Raw genomic sequence first — 14,684 nt, 5'->3', positions numbered from 1 at the left:
TGTCTATCTCTCTTTTCTTTTTTCTTAATTTTGTCCAATATCTATTGTAGCACTACAGACAAGGATATGTGCGTTATCTGAATTTTGTTGACTTTTTATATTTGTATGCTATAATATAATTACTGCCTAATATAAAATGCACTGATGAGTAGTGTCATTATCTTAAATTTGAGGTTTGAGAGTAGTGTAATTTTATAGGGTAGTAAAACGGAACAAAAAACGATATTTTAAAAATGTGTGTTTGAGAGTAGTGTAATTTTATAGGGTAGTAAAACGCAACACTAGGGGAACTTGCGCTTGCCTCTTGTTTGAGAGTAGTGTAATTTTATAGGGTAGTAAAACGTAAAATATCATGTATGTATAACTCTTACCGTTTGAGAGTAGTGTAATTTTATAGGGTAGTAAAACTAGTTGAGTATTATCGCAATCAGTATATAGGTTTGAGAGTAGTGTAATTTTATAGGGTAGTAAAACGCCGTAAATTCCGTTAAAGTCAACACCTGTGTTTGAGAGTAGTGTAATTTTATAGGGTAGTAAAACCGCACAGTACTGTCAGCCTTTCTTTCAAAAGTTTGAGAGTAGTGTAATTTTATAGGGTAGTAAAACACTGACGTTCACAGAGGAAATTCTGGGAACGTTTGAGAGTAGTGTAATTTTATAGGGTAGTAAAACTCATTCCAAGCTCGTGAAGCCTGTATATCTGTTTGAGAGTAGTGTAATTTTATAGGGTAGTAAAACGCCGTAAATTCCGTTAAAGTCAACACCCGTGTTTGAGAGTAGTGTAATTTTATAGGGTAGTAAAACTTTGTTCGCACGCATAGCCTACAGTACGACGTTTGAGAGTAGTGTAATTTTATAGGGTAGTAAAACGTTTCTAATTCTACGTCGATTTTCCTAGTGGTTTGAGAGTAGTGTAATTTTATAGGGTAGTAAAACTTCCCACTTGACAAGAACATATGTTCGTGTGTTTGAGAGTAGTGTAATTTTATAGGGTAGTAAAACATCAGCGACCTGTTTTGCCAGTTTGCTGACGTTTGAGAGTAGTGTAATTTTATAGGGTAGTAAAACTTGTATGTAGTGCTGTTAAACTGACCATTGGTTTGAGAGTAGTGTAATTTTATAGGGTAGTAAAACAAGTCGTACTATCTGAACGTCTGCATGGGAGTTTGAGAGTAGTGTAATTTTATAGGGTAGTAAAACAAATGTCGGTTACGATTGGGTTCGCTAGTTGTTTGAGAGTAGTGTAATTTTATAGGGTAGTAAAACCGCAAAGCTAGGTGGCAACAAGCTGGACGAGTTTGAGAGTAGTGTAATTTTATAGGGTAGTAAAACTATTTCAGCAGATAAGTATGACGGCAATGTGTTTGAGAGTAGTGTAATTTTATAGGGTAGTAAAACCGAAAAGATACCAATGGGACGTTTCACCTGGTTTGAGAGTAGTGTAATTTTATAGGGTAGTAAAACTGTAACAATGCGTTATGCCTATTTCAACAGGTTTGAGAGTAGTGTAATTTTATAGGGTAGTAAAACTTATTTACCGACAGAATTTGTGATTGCTAAGTTTGAGAGTAGTGTAATTTTATAGGGTAGTAAAACCTTTTGTTGATTTCCGTCAGCCGTCCGTATGTTTGAGAGTAGTGTAATTTTATAGGGTAGTAAAACCAACATTTTCCAATATCATTCCTACATACAGTTTGAGAGTAGTGTAATTTTATAGGGTAGTAAAACTGGTGAATTTGGCGAATACGGCTAACATAGGTTTGAGAGTAGTGTAATTTTATAGGGTAGTAAAACCATGGAAGCCGCCCTTGATAAGTATGGCAAGTTTGAGAGTAATGTAATTTTATATGGTAGTATAACTTCCAAGACAGGATATTGTTCTTACACCAAAAACTGAAAATAGATTATTTTTTTGTGGATGAAAGATATGAGCAGTGATTTCCGTTGGATGAGAATGAATCGTTCTACATTGGAAAGTCGATAGCCGGATTAAAGTTGAATCAGTCGGCACAGAATCCGATTACATCACGATACAAGATACCATGGAGGAATATGATAATGTCGAAAGATGAGTATTTGATAACCGATACGCCCTTCAAAGCGTTGACGGTTTTTGCAATGCCAATGATTATTGGAAGTTTCTTTCAGCAAATATACAATATGGCCGACTCTGTTATTGTCGGTCAGTTTGTTGGTTCTTCCGCACTTGCAGCTGTCGGTGCATGTGCAGCATTGACCAATGTGTTCATTTGTGTGGCACTGGGAGCCGGTGTCGGAGCCGGTGTGCTTGTGAGCCGTTATTTCGGAGCCAGGGAGTATGGCAAAATGAAAACAATCGTGTCAACCTCCTTGATTAGCTTTTTGCTTCTAAGTATAGTCCTTGGTGTTTTTGGCTTTTTCTTCGCCAACTCGTTGATGAGTGGACTGCAAACCCCTGCCGACATACTGGATGATGCAGTACTGTATCTGCGGGTCTATTTTGTGGGCTTTCCGTTTCTGTTTATGTATAACATTCTTTCTACCATGTTCACCTCAATCGGCGAATCCAAAATTCCGCTAGGACTGCTGATTTTTTCGTCCATACTGAATATTTTAATGGATCTTTGGATGGTAGCCGGGCTAGGTCTCGGTGTGTTCGGTGCGGCTATTGCAACCCTGATTGCACAGGGGATTTCAGCTGTGTTTTCGTTTTTGATCTTTCTGTCTCGGATGCGGCAATACAAGAGCTCCTTTAGCAGGTTCGACCGGCAGGAGCTCTATTCCATGCTTCGCATTGCGGTACCATCGGTTTTGCAGCAGTCCACAGTGTCTATCGGTATGATGATCGTGCAGGCAGTGGTAAATCCTTTCGGTACACAGGCACTCGCTGGGTATGCAGCAACGATGAGGGTGGAAAATGTTTTTTCATTGATCTTTGTATCCATCGGCAATGCGGTTTCGCCGTATGTTTCTCAGAACCTTGGTGCAAAGAAAATTGATCGTATCAAAAAAGGCTACCATGTTGCACTGGTACTGGATCTGTGCTTTGCGGTCATTGCGTTAGTGACCATTGAAGCGCTGCATACGCAGATCTCATCACTGTTCTTAGGAAAAGACGGAACGGCGTTTGCCTATCAGGTGTCAGGTGATTATATGAGGTGGCTTGGTTACTTTTTCATCTTCATGGGTATCAAGATGGCAACCGATGGAGTTCTTCGCGGTCTCGGAATTATGCGTCCGTTCCTCGTTGCAAACATAGTGAATCTTGCGATTCGTATGTCCGTTGCCCTGATCTGTGCACCACGTTTCGGCATTGCCTTTGTCTGGCTTGCGATACCAGTTGGCTGGCTTGCAAACTTTTTGATCTCCTATGTGGCTCTTAGGAGATCATGGCCGACTGATAAAATGGCATACATTAGTTAAATTCCAGCTTGTGGGGATGACATGAAAAATGAAGTTTAAGGAACAGAGCTTTACCCTGTTTGCCTATACAAATTATAGGATAATTCAAGGTTATCACAGGCTCGAACCACTAGATTTTAATGGAAAAGGTGCGTTCCACCATTTCCTCGTACAATAGGGGTTGAGTATGTTTTCGGTGTTTACAACTCTTTGATTGTTGCCGTGTATAAGTCGTCAGAGTGGTTTGTATGTAAAGAGGCAAAGGACAGACTTCCAAGACAGGATATTGTTCTTACACCGAAAACTGAAAATAGATTATTTTTTTGTGGATGAAAGATATGAGCAGTGATTTCCGTTGGATGAGAATGAATCGTTCTACATTAAAAAGTCGATAGCCAGATTGAAGTTGAATCAGTCGGCACAGAATCCGATTACATATCTGTATCCACTGGAGAAAGATAAAATTCATATTTAATGAAATTGACAAATCGGAATTTACGGAGGAAAATAGTAATGGCACTGTTCCTACTGATTACATATATAGTAATTTTTATATTTCAAATAATATTATTTGTGATAACCATTCGCAAGAAAACAAAAAAACTTTGGCGGATATTGTTTTCGGCAGAACTAATTCCGCTGCTTATATCCATAGGACTGATGATTTACTATAATAATCTTCCTGGATATGGATTTATGCCAGGACTAACTTATTTGGGAGAAGTATTGTTTAGTTTTGGAGCGGTTGTTTTGTACTGTATAAGTTTCCTGATTTCTATATGCAGTTATATTGCAATTTCAAATAAACAAAGGAAACGCTGAATAAATCGTTTCTGCCGTTTTTTCACAGTCCTCTCAGTGACGTATTTTCGAGCGTTGCTCAAAACGGCGAAACGAATGCCTCGCATTAATCAGCTTTTTCTAAACTTAATTTGAGGTGTTCCACTTGTGTGTTTATTTGAGTTCCTTGAATGAGTTTAAATATTATGTTAATATTTTAAAGAAGTTGGCGTGTAGTTGATTAGAAAGATAAATCGGAATTTGAGGAGGTAGGATTAGTTGAAAGTTATAAAGCGAAAATCAATAGGAACACACTTTTCAATGTGTGTTCAGCCTGCTTTTATTATTGGTACAAACAATGAAGATGGAACGCATAACTTTGCTCCAATTACATGGGTTAGCATAACCAATGAGAAAGAGAATGACTATTTATTAATTATCAGTATGTTTGGTACTAAAAGGACCAAACAGAATGTAATTAGAACTGGTGTTTTAAGCGTTAATCTTGTTAGCACAGACATGATCGAACTTATGGATTATTTTGGCACACATCATGCGAAGGATGGGAAGAAGGATGAAATTTCATATGATGTTGGTAGGGGAGAGATTGTGGATGTTCCTGTTTTGGAGGCGAGTAGGTGGATATATGAATGTGAAGTAGTTCAATCAATTGAAATTGGAGAATCAACAACCTTTTTCTGCAGAATAAGGAATATTCAAATAGAAGAACAGATGGAATGTAGAGATACACTTGATGTGGATCTTACGAAATTAGAACCTGTAATTTATTCGGGAATGTATCATAGTATTGGAAAATTACTTGGCAAAATAGGTGATTTTTCAAAATAGACAAATTCCAGTTTGTAGGGATGACATTAAAAATGAAGTTTAAGGAACAGAGCTTTACCCTGTTTGGCTATACAAATTATAGGATAATTCAAGGTTATCACAGACTCGAAACCCTAGATTTCAAGGGGAAAAGTGCGTTCCACCATTTCATCGTACAATAAGGGTTGAGTATGTTTTTCGTTGAACAACCGAGCCATATGGAGACTGTCTGCTTACTGTCGAAAAAAGTTTGGTTTTATGATAAAAATTAAACTTTCGCGGAAATATGTACCTGTGCTTTTGTTTAATTGAGAGGATGATTGGTTTGAATATTATATATAAAAAAGCAACGATAGACGATATAGTTCTGCTAACCAAAACAAGAATAGAAGTTTTGCGGGCAGCTAATAATCTAACGTCAGATATTGATATGGATGAAGTAGAAAGAAAAACTTACGAGTATTATAAAGAAGCCTTTCAGAATGATACTCACACAGCATATATAGTTTTTGAGGACAATAAATTTGTTGGTGCAGGTGGAGTTAGTTATTACCAGGTGATGCCTACCTATCACAATCCAAGTGGTAAGAAAGCATATATTATGAATATGTATACGGAGCCATTATATCGCAGAAATGGTATCGCCATAAGGACGCTGGCATTACTGGTAGAAGATGCAAAGAAAAGAGGTATTACTTCTATTTCTCTGGAAGCGACAGAAATGGGCAGACCTTTATATGAAAAGTTTGGATTTGTGCAAATGAAGAATGAAATGGAGTACATTGAAATTTAGCAAATAGGAAGAAAATATGAAAAAAACAGTAATAGGCATAATTGCCCACGTCGACTCAGGCAAGACGACGCTTTCGGAAGCAATGCTTTATTTGTCGGGCAAAATAAGAAAGGTCGGACGTGTAGACCACGGCGACGCTTTTCTTGACACGGATATGATTGAAAAAAACAGAGGTATAACTGTTTTCTCAAAACCCGCAGAATTTGAATATAAAAACACATCTTTCACCTTGCTTGACACACCTGGTCATGTTGATTTTTCAGCGGAAACTGAGCGTGCATTACAGGTGCTTGATCTTGCTGTGCTTGTTATAAGCGGCACTGACGGTGTGCAGAGCCATACCCAAACTCTTTGGAGGCTGTTAAAGCGTTATAACGTCCCAACCTTTGTTTTTGTGAACAAAATGGACTTGGACGGTGCTGATAAAACCTTCGTCATGAACAGTTTAGAAGGTCGTCTTGGCAGTGGATTTGTGGATTTCTGCCGTATGAAGTCCGAAGTCGCAGAGGATTGCGCCCTTTTTGATGAAAATATTATGAATGAGTTTCTTGAAACGGGATCAATGTCTGACAAGATACTGTCAGATTCCGTGGCTCATAGAAAAGTATTTCCATGCTTTTTCGGCTCAGCTTTAAAATCGCAGGGCATAGAAAAATTTATGAACGCCCTTGCAGAGCTTGCACCGTGTGTATATGACAGCGGTACTTTTGGTGCAAAAGTGTATAAAATTTCAGAGGACGGTGGCTCACGTCTAACTTTTATGAAGATAACAGGTGGCTGTCTTAAGGTTAGAGATCTAGTAGATTATACATCGGCTGACGGTGAAAGCTTCTCAGAAAAGGTCAGCAGGATAAGAATATATTCAGGGGCAAAATATCGTAATACGGATAACGCTGAAACTGGCGTTGTTTGCGCTGTTGAAGGGTTGACTAAAACCTATGCAGGGCAGGGGTTTGGTTTTGAGCAGGATTCTGCAAAACCACTGTTGGAGCCTGTTCTTACCTATCGTGTCGAGCCTGTGTGTGATTTGGATATGCACACTCTGCTGTCGTATTTCCGTGTGCTTGAAAATGAAGATCCACAGCTTCACGTCGATTGGAATGAACAGCTTGGCGAAATACATGTCAGCATAATGGGCGAGGTGCAGCTTGAAATACTGAAAAGCATTTTCAAGCGGCGCTTTGATATCGACATTGATTTTGGCGAGGGAAGCATTGCATACAAAGAAACTATTGAGAAAACGGTTTACGGCTATGGTCACTATGAGCCGCTCAGGCATTATGCTGAGGTGCATTTGAAGCTTGAGCCGCTGGAGCGTGGCAAGGGTCTGCGTTTTGCAACGGAATGCAGTGAAGATACGCTGGACAAAAACTGGCAAAGACTTATCCTTACCCATTTGCAGGAGAAAAAGTATCTTGGCGTTCTCACAGGCTCTCCTATTACAGATATGAAAATAACGCTCGTTTCGGGAAGAGCGCACCTTAAACACACTGAGGGCGGCGACTTCCGTCAAGCAACATATCGTGCCGTCAGACAGGGACTTAGAAACGCAAAGTCCGTTCTTCTTGAGCCTTATTACAGCTTCACACTTGAAGTGCCACAGCAGAACGTGGGACGTGCTATAACAGATATACAGAACATGGGCGGAGTTTTCTCACAGCCGGAGGTATCGGGCGAATTTTCCGTTATAAAGGGAAGCGCACCGGTGGCGGAAATGCGAGGCTATCAGTCGCAGGTCATAAGCTACACCAAGGGCGTTGGAAAGCTGATATGCACTTCTGACGGTTACCGTGAATGTCATAATACAGAAGTTGTGCTTGAAGAATATGGCTACGATCCTGACAGAGATCTTGAAAATACGGCAGATTCTGTATTTTGCTCTCATGGCGCAGGTTACAATGTCAAATGGAACGAAGTTTCTGATAAGCTTCATATACCTCCAGAGGACAAACGTAGGCAGGTTTCTCAGCCACAGACATACGCTCGTGCCGAAGATTTTGTAAGACGTGCAGCAAGTGATAAGGAGCTTATGGAGATATTTGAGCGCACTTACGGAAAGATAGAACGTGATAAGTACTATGCGATGCGCAGACCTGAAAAATCTGTAAAGTCAGCGTCAAAGCCGAAGCAGATATACTCAGGCGTGGAATATTTGCTGGTTGACGGCTATAACATAATTTTCTCTTGGGACGAGCTGAAAAAGGCTGCCAACGAGAGCCTTGACCTTGCACGAAGTATGCTTGTGAACAGGCTTTGCAACTATCAGGGATACAAGCAATGTGAGCTGATACTCGTCTTTGACGCATACAAGGTCAAAGAGCAGGAGCGTGTAGTGGAAAATTACCACAATATCAGTATAGTTTACACCAAAGAAGCCGAAACGGCTGACACTTATATCGAACGCACTGCCCACAAGCTCAGCCGAGAGCATAAGGTAAGGGTCGCCACATCTGACGGCATGGAGCAGGTCATAATCATGGGCAGCGGCGCTTTCAGAATGTCAGCTCAGGAGCTTCACGAGGACGTTATGCGTGTGGAAAAAGAGATAAGAGAATATATCGCCAATATGAAATAAAAAAACCGATTTTCTGAAAATAACCAGAAAATCGGTTTTCGTTATTTCTTCCTTTTCTTGGACTTTATTTTTATTTCAGGTATCGCTAAGTTGTCGAATATTACGCCTGATTCACTATTATTTTCGTTTTCATCATTCTCGGTTTTTACATCTTCAACGTGAACTTCTGGAAAAGCAAGGTTATCTGTATAACAGTCAAGATGTTTGTTCTTTTTGTTCATATTCTTTTCCTCCGTTAATTAATAAAGTTGATAAATCCTGTTATAACAAGGCTGTTTATAAAATCGGCAAACATACTTCCAACAATAGGAACAAGCATATAAGCCTTTATTGAAGGGGCAAATTTTGCTGTTAAAGCCTGCATATTAGCCATAGCGTTTGGCGTTGCACCCATTCCGAAGCCGCAAGTTCCTGCCGCAAGCACTGCCGCATCATAGTTTCTGCCCATTACATTATATACGATAAAGTATGAGAACATTGCCATAAGAAGCACCTGTGCAACAAGCATGATTATCATAGGTAATGCAAGCTCGGCAAGCTGCCAGAGTTTCAATGTTATCATGGCTATTCCGAGAAAAAGTGAAAGACAAATACCACCAATATCATTTATTTCACCCATGTGTATGTGTATTTTACCGCTGTATTCACCGATGTTTCTCATAAATGCTGCAACGATCATTGATCCGATATACACAGGAAAGGTCATGCCGGAATATGAAAGCACCCATGATACAAACGTGCCTATTCCCATTGCTATCGCAAGCTGATAAGCTGCAGGTGCATACATACTTACAGAGCGGTGATGTTTTTGTTCGTCCTCGACAAGTATAGAGTCGTCCTCAGGAATAACAGTTTTCAGCAGATCGTGTTTGATTATAAGCTTTCTGCCGATAGGTCCGCCCATTACAGAGCCTATAATCAATCCAAAAGTAGCCGCTGCTGTGCAGAGGCTTGTTGCTCCTTGCTGACCAAGGTCCTCAAGCACTGTGCCAAAAGCACCTGACGTTCCGTGACCGCCTACCATAGGGATAGATCCTGTACACATACCTACCAGCGAGCTTACTCCCAATAGCTTTGAAAGTCCTACGGCAACCGCATTCTGCGCAAATATCAGCACTATCAGGCATAATAAAAATACAATAAGACTTTTGCCTCCTGCTTTCAAAACTTTAATGTTTGCCTGAAAGCCAACAGAAGTGAAGAACATGACCATGCAAACTGTTTTTAGCGTTTCATCAAACTGAAATTCGACTATTCCTGCGACGTGAAGAATACATGATATGATAGCAAAAATAATTCCGCCGATGACAGGAGAGGGAATACAGAAGGTTTCAAGAAATCTGACTTTCTTTTTGAGAAATCCCCCTAAATACAAGACTCCTACTGCCACCGCAAGAGTTTGATACATATCCACATTTATTGTTTTCAAATTTGATCCTCCTCTGTTATAGCAGTTCCAATGCTGTTATAATATTCCACCGCCCCTTTATGAAAAGCACACGGGATATTATCTGTCGCAAATTTTGTGTCATTATTCGCAAATGAGATCCTTTTCTTTATCTGGTCATTTTCCTCAAAAAGCATTTTCGTGATATCCGCTACAGTGTCGCTGTCCATCTTTTGACTTGCCACAAGAACAGCCTTTACGCCGACAGTCTTGACGTCCTCGTCAATGCCTTTATAAGTTCCTGCCTTTATTACAGTTTCATAGTATCCGTCATAAAGATTTGTCATATATGATATCGTTCTGTCATCAAGAGGCAATATTCTTATATCCATTTCCTCAGAAAGCTGTGTTATAACATCACATGGAGCACCAAGTACCACGAAAAATGCATCGATAGAGCCGTTTTTAAGTGCCTCAGCAGACTTCTGATAGTTCATGTTGCACACATCTATCATGTTATAGTCAAGACTTACAGAGTTTAAAATGTACTCAGCATTTTTTGCTACGCCAGAATCTTCTTCGCCCACAGAGACCTTTTTTCCTTTCAGATCAGCAGGAGTTTGAATATCTGAGTCAGCCGGAACGATTATCTGAAAAGACTCCATGTAAAGAGCCGCAACTGCACGGACGTTGTTTATTTTGTTACCATTAAAATCTCCTGTGCCATTCACTGCTTCAGACAGGACATCGCTTTGGACTATTCCCATGTTGATAAAGCCGTCCTTTAAAAGCCTCATGTTAGCCTGAGAACCAGCCGTTCTTATATTTGTGATGTTTTCATCAATATCACTGAGAGTGTCAGCAAATTTATAATATATACCACCTTCGTTGCCGGATCCCAGTTTTATCTCAGAGCGTTTACAGCAAGAGCAGAACATTGTAAGTAAAGCAACTGTAACAATAAATATTATTGTATTTTTTATTTTTCGCAATCCGATCATTCCTTTCTAAAATATTCAAAAAGTTATCCTACTGATAATATCATATCCATATTTGCATTAAACATATATTTCATATAAAAAAATCACCGATCAGCTTTTTGGTAATATCATTGAGGTTAAAAAAGCCACACCGAGCGTGGCTTTTTTCCTCTAATATAGACAGTAAACAAATTTTGCATTAAGAAGCTTAGCACCCGAAAGCTTTGGCAGGACGATCTTGTCCTTTACGATTTCAAAATAAGAAAGTGCAGTTTCGAGTTCCCCATCAGATATTACTGAGTTGCTCATTTCCGCTTTGACTGCAAGTTCTCCGATATATTTTATCATATGAGAGAAATCATCTACTTGCATTTCTTTGCATTTTTCTGTTAACCTGTCACAAAGCTGTAAGTCTGTAATATTTCTGCTGTCGGCAATGCCTATAAGCTTTAAATATTTGAGCATATAGCGATATACCGCCACAGTGCGTGATCTATTGTCCCCATTACTTAGTTCCGAACGCATTTTCTTTACCTTTACATCTCTATGGACTACAACGCCGAAGCCTATAAGCAGAAGTCCGCCCAGAGTGATGAAAATTCCTACAAATGAGCCATGGCTGCTGTTGTTTTCTGATGTGCTTGATGAAGCAAAATTTTTCCCAGTGCCTGACATCACTCCGGCACCATGTCCGTTGCTTGCAGAATTTGTTTTCTTTGTTGTTGAAGCTTTTGAACTGTTTGCGGGCCTTTTAGTAACCACTGAAGTTGTGCCACCCTGACCGCCGTTTTGTGTGGTAGTCGTAGGCTTGCTTTCTGTGCTTTTAGTTGTTGTAACTTCCTTAGGGCCTTTCTCTTGTTGTGTAAGATTAGGATTATCATTATCATAACCTGGTGTGAATTCTGCAGGATACCAACCTGCATTGTCTATAAATACCTCAGCCCATGCGTGCGCACATTTGTCCTTTACACTTACCTCGTATGTTGAATCATCTTCAGGTTCACCGAGCTGTGAATTAAGCACCACATATCCCTCTACATATCTTGACGGATAGCCAAACATTCTTAAAAGCTCTGCACCCGCCGTTGCGAAATATGAACAATAGCCCTCCTTTTGTGTACCTAAAAAATAATCTATGAAATCTTCACCTTTTGGAGTAACACCCGGTTCAAGGGTATAAGTGAAGTTATCAGAGAAATAGTTTTTTATTGCAGTGCTTATTTCTTCATAAGTCCAATCACCCTTGTGGTAAATATCCACGCCAAGATATTCGTTGAGTATCTCTTTATATGCCTTATCAAGCTCATCAGACTTTGAAACGTCCATATATTTTTGGTGAACAAACTCTGAGTAAGCGTCAACACCTCTGTCCTTATTAACAGACAATGCAGGCACTTCTGTGGCTATAGCCTCAGGGAGGGCTTCAAGCCTTTCTTCTATAAGAGAGGGGTCAAAATAGTAAAGAGAATATTTTGTTGAACTTAATTTGACATATGACTCAGTGGTAGGACGCATTTTTTTATCGTCAGTGTTTCCATCACTTGAATATAAAGAAGCGTATGGCGCATACACAAATTTCTTGCTTGCGCCGAGAACAGATACAGAAATTTGAGCAGGGGTCAGATCCGCATATTTTCGTTGGATAAGGTCATAATCCAGATCCTGCACCCATATCTTGCCTTGCTCAAAATCATTAGAAAAGGTGTCTTCATTGCCATTCACGTCAACAGGAGTCCAGCTATTGTCGTTATAAACGCCTGCTACATATCCACGGAGATATAGTGTATTAGAGAATTTTGGAGTGACCACTTTTAGTGCTGTTGAGCCGTTGAAGCTAATGCCTGCTGTCTTGCCAAGAACGCCTCCGTTTGTGCCACCAACTGTTTTTATACCAAACAGATCAAATCCGCCGTCATAATCTGAAAAAGCATTCCTCAGGTCAGTGAGAGAGAAATTTGACACTGCTGTAGAAATATCATGTCTGTATTTTGCAAATGACTCAGGACGTGTAAAGCCTGTTATTGCTGAGAAAAGCATTATAACTACAAGTACCAACGAGCTTAAAATAGCCGTGAATTTCATGAATACGTTATAGAAACAAGCTTTTTGCTTTTCAGATGTAAAATAAAACGTGCGTTTTCGCTCATGCACCGCAAAGGTGTTTTTTCTTCCTGCCTTGTTAGTTGTGTGGTTTATTATGTGCAGTGCAAGCACTGTCACCCAGCATACAAACAGACCAATAACAGTCCACATTGACGGCTCCCAGCCCCAATACATTCCAAGCTCGAAAACAGGAAATGTAATGATGAACAGCAGTGGAAAATCTATCCTATAAAGGCAGGCTGCTGCCGTGCCAAGGCAAACAAGAGTTATAAAAAATACGAAAAAATTTGACGCAAGATATGGGTAGTCGATAGTAGAAATTCCACTAAGCTGAACGCCAAGAGTTGAGTTAGGTTGATTTGCCCTTGAAAGATATCTGTCTATAACAACGAACAAGCCGTATTTTATTGTAGATATCCTGCTCACAAGGTAAATTACATGAAGTATCATCACACCAAGTGCAGAAAACTTAATTATCTTGTGTGACGATTTCATCAGACCAAACACAAGTGAAAGCATGGCGGAGTAATATATGATCGTGGCCTTGTATATTTCCATATCAAGGAATGATACTGCCATAAACGCTGTGCATATGGTCGCCACAAAGGTCAGAAGTATCTGAAACCATAGAAATGAGCCTGAATTATGCTCACGCTCACAATTCATAAGGATATCTCCGTCAATGCAGATACCATTGCTGCTGATAAATCCTATATCTTTGTTTTTGCTTTTTATTCTTTTCTTTTTCATGTTGTCACCTTTATAGACATATTTCCTGTATGCTTTCGGCAACGTGTTTTGCAGTAACGTTCACGACCTCTGCAAACTCATCGTTTATAACGTCGTCTTTCTTTTTGTTTGTGATAAGCATATAGGAATAGCGGAACGCCAGATCGTTATCATTCATAACGCCGCTGAGATTGCTGTTATATGCGGGAGAAAAATACATCAAGTGACCGCATTTATATCTCTCAGGCTCATTGATGTAATTTATCATAGACAGGTCAGGCTCATCATAAACAGAAGCCTGCAACAGCAGACTTATAAGCAGCCTTGCACTTTCTTCGTCTGTAACGTTCACTACTTCGCTGTTATCTTTCTTTTTATCATACCACACTACCTTATGAGGTGTGTCATTTTCTATGAGATAATAGGATATAGACGCTATAGCCTCTACAAGAGTATCATATACGAGCATATAATCGTCTGTATTTGTATCAAGGTGGAGATCCGCCATAAGCACGATAGAGTTTGATATTGGCAGAGAGTAATCCTTGACCATGGTCTTATCCTGCTTTGCAGTAAGCTTCCAGTGTATCCTGTTTATTTTGTCACCATCATGATATTCGTGTATATCAAAAATCTCAGAGGGATCATCGCCCTTTGATGTCTTGGAATAATCATCGGTTTCAAGACCCATTTCAGCATAATTCGCAATGTTGTTTTCGATAGGTATATAGTCAGGAACTATAGTGAACGTACTTTCGTTAAAAAGTCTGGAAGCAGCATCGGTGCTTACTCTTATCTTGAAAAGCTTCAGCATATCCACAATGCGACAGCGTTTTATGTTCATTCTCACTGTGCCATAATGTTTTGCAGAAACGTGCAAAGTAAGATACTGAACATCGTCAGGATAAAGGGGAGTGTTTATCTTCATTGTATTTTTGTCGCCGTCAAGAGTGTTGTAATATTCTATCTCTATAATCATATTGGCAACAGGCAACTTTGAGCGGTTTTGCAATCTCAGCACAACGGGTATCTTTGACGATCTGCCTGCGGTTTTCTGAGTGTTCACAAAACCAACGCTTATTTTCTTTGACATTTTTTTGAGCATAACGAATAAGATAATAGGCATAA

Annotated in this window: 9 protein-coding genes and 1 CRISPR repeat array; of the genes, 4 read left to right on the top strand and 5 right to left on the bottom strand. The window is 39.7% G+C overall.

Annotated elements, in window-relative coordinates; translation table 11 throughout:
• Window positions 1-173 precede the first annotated feature (173 nt).
• Window positions 174-1,860: a CRISPR direct-repeat array (repeat unit 36 nt; unit sequence GTTTGAGAGTAGTGTAATTTTATAGGGTAGTAAAAC).
• 198 nt (window positions 1,861-2,058) lie between these two features.
• The 4 genes from DW938_RS08645 (at window position 2,059) to DW938_RS08620 (ending at window position 8,357) form a co-directional block, all read left to right on the top strand.
• Window positions 2,059-3,402, top strand: coding sequence for an MATE family efflux transporter (locus tag DW938_RS08645; RefSeq protein ID WP_118124508.1), 1,344 nt, complete (start codon window positions 2,059-2,061; stop codon window positions 3,400-3,402).
• 1,038 nt (window positions 3,403-4,440) lie between these two features.
• The gene (locus DW938_RS08630; protein ID WP_118124506.1) at window positions 4,441-5,010 is read left to right on the top strand and encodes a flavin reductase family protein; all 570 of its coding nucleotides are present in this window, start codon (window positions 4,441-4,443) and stop codon (window positions 5,008-5,010) included.
• 304 nt (window positions 5,011-5,314) lie between these two features.
• On the top strand, window positions 5,315-5,782 hold the full coding sequence (locus DW938_RS08625; protein WP_242992462.1) for a GNAT family N-acetyltransferase: 468 nt from the start codon (window positions 5,315-5,317) through the stop codon (window positions 5,780-5,782).
• A 16-nt stretch (window positions 5,783-5,798) separates the two neighbouring features.
• Window positions 5,799-8,357 carry a TetM/TetW/TetO/TetS family tetracycline resistance ribosomal protection protein gene (locus DW938_RS08620; protein WP_118124504.1) on the top strand — a complete coding sequence of 853 codons (2,559 nt, stop codon included), beginning with the start codon at window positions 5,799-5,801 and terminating at the stop codon, window positions 8,355-8,357.
• A 41-nt stretch (window positions 8,358-8,398) separates the two neighbouring features.
• Here DW938_RS08620 and DW938_RS08615 read toward each other — a convergent pair whose 3' ends face one another.
• The 5 genes from DW938_RS08615 to DW938_RS08595 all read right to left on the bottom strand — a co-directional run bounded on the left by DW938_RS08615 (window position 8,399) and on the right by DW938_RS08595 (window position 14,649).
• Window positions 8,399-8,578 carry a hypothetical protein gene (locus DW938_RS08615; protein WP_117897284.1) on the bottom strand — a complete coding sequence of 60 codons (180 nt, stop codon included), beginning with the start codon at window positions 8,576-8,578 and terminating at the stop codon, window positions 8,399-8,401.
• A gap of 14 nt (window positions 8,579-8,592) precedes the next feature.
• Window positions 8,593-9,765 (bottom strand): sodium/glutamate symporter, encoded by a 1,173-nt coding sequence (gene gltS / locus DW938_RS08610; RefSeq protein WP_118124512.1) that lies wholly within the window; start codon window positions 9,763-9,765, stop codon window positions 8,593-8,595.
• Between the two features lie 17 nt (window positions 9,766-9,782).
• Complete coding sequence (locus DW938_RS08605) at window positions 9,783-10,736, bottom strand: TAXI family TRAP transporter solute-binding subunit (protein ID WP_181984397.1); 954 nt, start codon at window positions 10,734-10,736, stop codon at window positions 9,783-9,785.
• A 159-nt stretch (window positions 10,737-10,895) separates the two neighbouring features.
• Entirely contained in the window at window positions 10,896-13,577 is a 2,682-nt protein-coding gene (locus DW938_RS08600; protein WP_118124502.1) for a transglutaminase domain-containing protein, read from the bottom strand.
• A 10-nt stretch (window positions 13,578-13,587) separates the two neighbouring features.
• Window positions 13,588-14,649: a DUF58 domain-containing protein gene (locus tag DW938_RS08595; RefSeq protein ID WP_242992460.1), complete on the bottom strand. Its 1,062-nt coding sequence runs from the start codon at window positions 14,647-14,649 to the stop codon at window positions 13,588-13,590.
• Between the last annotated feature and the right edge of the window lie 35 nt (window positions 14,650-14,684).

It is taken from the genome of Ruminococcus sp. AM43-6, assembly GCF_003461785.1.
GTDB classification, from domain to species: Bacteria; Bacillota; Clostridia; order Oscillospirales; family Ruminococcaceae; genus Hominimerdicola; species Hominimerdicola aceti.
This window is presented reverse-complemented; position numbering and strand designations above follow the sequence as displayed.